The 807-nt window shown below is 69.6% G+C and carries 1 protein-coding gene; it reads right to left on the bottom strand.

Annotated features, from left to right (window positions below; translation table 11 throughout):
- Window positions 1-807: HAD-IC family P-type ATPase (locus HUK84_RS20820; protein WP_176641881.1), on the bottom strand; the 807-nt coding region annotated here is incomplete at both ends.

The raw sequence follows: 807 nt of genomic DNA, 5'->3' as shown, positions 1-807 counted from the left end.
GACTTCCATCGGGTCGCCGCTGCCGCCGTCCCCGGCCCGGTCGAGCTGCGCGTCGTTACAGAGCACGGCGATGCGCAGCAACGATTCCGCCTGCCCGTCGCGGGCGGGCCGAAACGGCGCGGGGTCCGCATCCGCGGCCATTTCAATCTCGCCCGACGGCATGCACAGGCGTCGTACCGTCATCCGGTTCTCGGTCAGGGTGCCGGTCTTGTCGGTCAGGATCACGGTCGTGGCCCCCAGCGTCTCGACCGCTGAAAGGCGTTCGATCAATGCGTTCTGCCGCGCCATGCGCCACATGCCCCGCGCCAGCGCCAATGTCACCACGATGGGCAACCCCTCGGGAATTGCCGCCACGGCCAGCGCTATCGCGGATTGCAGCATCAGAATCGGATCCCGGCCGCCGATCAGGCCGACGGCGGCGATCGCCGCCGCCACGGCCAGCGTCGCCCAGATCAGTTGCACCGACAGCCGGGCAAGCTCGCGCTCCAGCGGCGAACGGCCCGCATCGGCTTCGAGCACGAGCTGCGTCATCCGACCCAGTTCGGTCGCAAGCCCCGTGCCCACCACGACGCCGACACCACTGCCGCGCGTCACGGAACTGCCCTTGAACAGCATCGAGACCTGTTCGCCCAGGCGCGCGTCGGGTCCGACCGGCTGCGTGTTTTTATCCGTCGCGACGGACTCGCCGGTCAGGGCCGACTCATCCGCCGCCAGTCCCGACGCCTCGATCAGCCGCAGGTCGGCCGATACCGCGTCGCCCGCATCCAGCAGCACGATGTCGCCCGGCACCAGATCCTCGGCGGGAAC

Origin of the sequence: Nguyenibacter vanlangensis (genome assembly GCF_013376155.1) — a bacterium.
GTDB classification, from domain to species: Bacteria; Pseudomonadota; Alphaproteobacteria; order Acetobacterales; family Acetobacteraceae; genus Gluconacetobacter; species Gluconacetobacter vanlangensis.
The sequence above is the reverse complement of the archived record's forward strand: the minus strand, read 5'-3'. Positions and strand labels throughout refer to the sequence as shown.